Genomic DNA, 1,150 nt, shown 5'->3' on the forward strand with positions numbered 1-1,150 from the left:
TTCAGTTGGCGTAACATGTGTTCAACATCAATAGCATTCATTTTGCTATTATCGTTGCTGATAACAGAACAATAGTTTAAGAACGTAGCCATGGCAGCCTTTTGATCCGGCGAATTTAAACTACCGGCCTTTGTATTTAACTGTGCAGCTTGAGCCACCATTTTTAAGGTTCTATCAGGTGCGAAGTCGAAGACATAGCATTCTGTTTTAATTTGTCCACCAATATTAGCAGGTGTTTGTACACGGAAAGCTGTTTGTAGATAAGTAGATGGCGATGTTGTGTTAGACAGCATCATCACACCAGTCCAAGCTGGTACACTTACACCAGTTGTTAGTTTGCCGCATGTAATAGTGATTGTATAAGCGTTCTCTGGATCGTCTCCAATAGCTTTCTTTACTTTCTCTAAAGCTTCTATATTTTCTGAATCATTATCTCCTGAACCAGCAACGTTAATAATATCAAATTGGCTAAATACATCATGTTCTTTCATTAATTCGCTTAAAGCACGAGCCTCTTGAACACCTGGTACTAACCAAAGTGTATTTCTTAAATTGTCGCGATAATAATCTGTTGAAAAAGGGAAGTTTGTCTGATGTTCTTCATAACGGTCTTTTTTAGAAATTAAATTTAAAAAATCCCATACATCTTTTTCGTGAACAAATTTCCCACGTAATGAAAAGTTTGGCTCATTATTGTCATACGTTCTGAAGAATTCTCTGAAGTTAAAAGCTTTATCTTCAATATCAACATATTGATGATTGATGAATTCTTTATCAAGGTGATATGTAAAAATAGATAATTTAGGTAAGCTTGCGTATGGATTTGAATCACCAAAATTATTTTGATCCCACTCATACTTAGCTTGTTGTTCCATAACATAGTCCCACGTATAAATATCTGCTTCATCCTCGTAATCTTCAAAGAGATTAAATGGTGTCCCAGATAATTCAAGGGTAAAGGAGCGTTCAAGATTTTTATGTACGGCCTTAGCTAGAGGTGTTTTATTACCTTCGTGTGCTTCATCAACAATTACACAGTCCCATTTGGTTTCGAAGATTAAATCATTCTTTTCGTGATCACCGCCGACTTTGACAGAGCCTCGTAAATCTTGCATAGAGGCGAAATATACAAATGGATTTGCTCCATTTA

The 1,150-nt window shown here is 36.0% G+C and carries 1 protein-coding gene; it reads right to left on the minus strand.

What is annotated here, in order from left to right:
- Positions 1 to 1,150, minus strand: a 1,150-nt coding sequence (locus QI30_RS19160; protein WP_158621091.1) for a DEAD/DEAH box helicase, incomplete at both ends; no start/stop codon positions are given.

The organism is Candidatus Kurthia intestinigallinarum (genome assembly GCF_003991225.1).
Lineage (GTDB): Bacteria > Bacillota > Bacilli > Bacillales_A > Planococcaceae > Kurthia > Kurthia populi.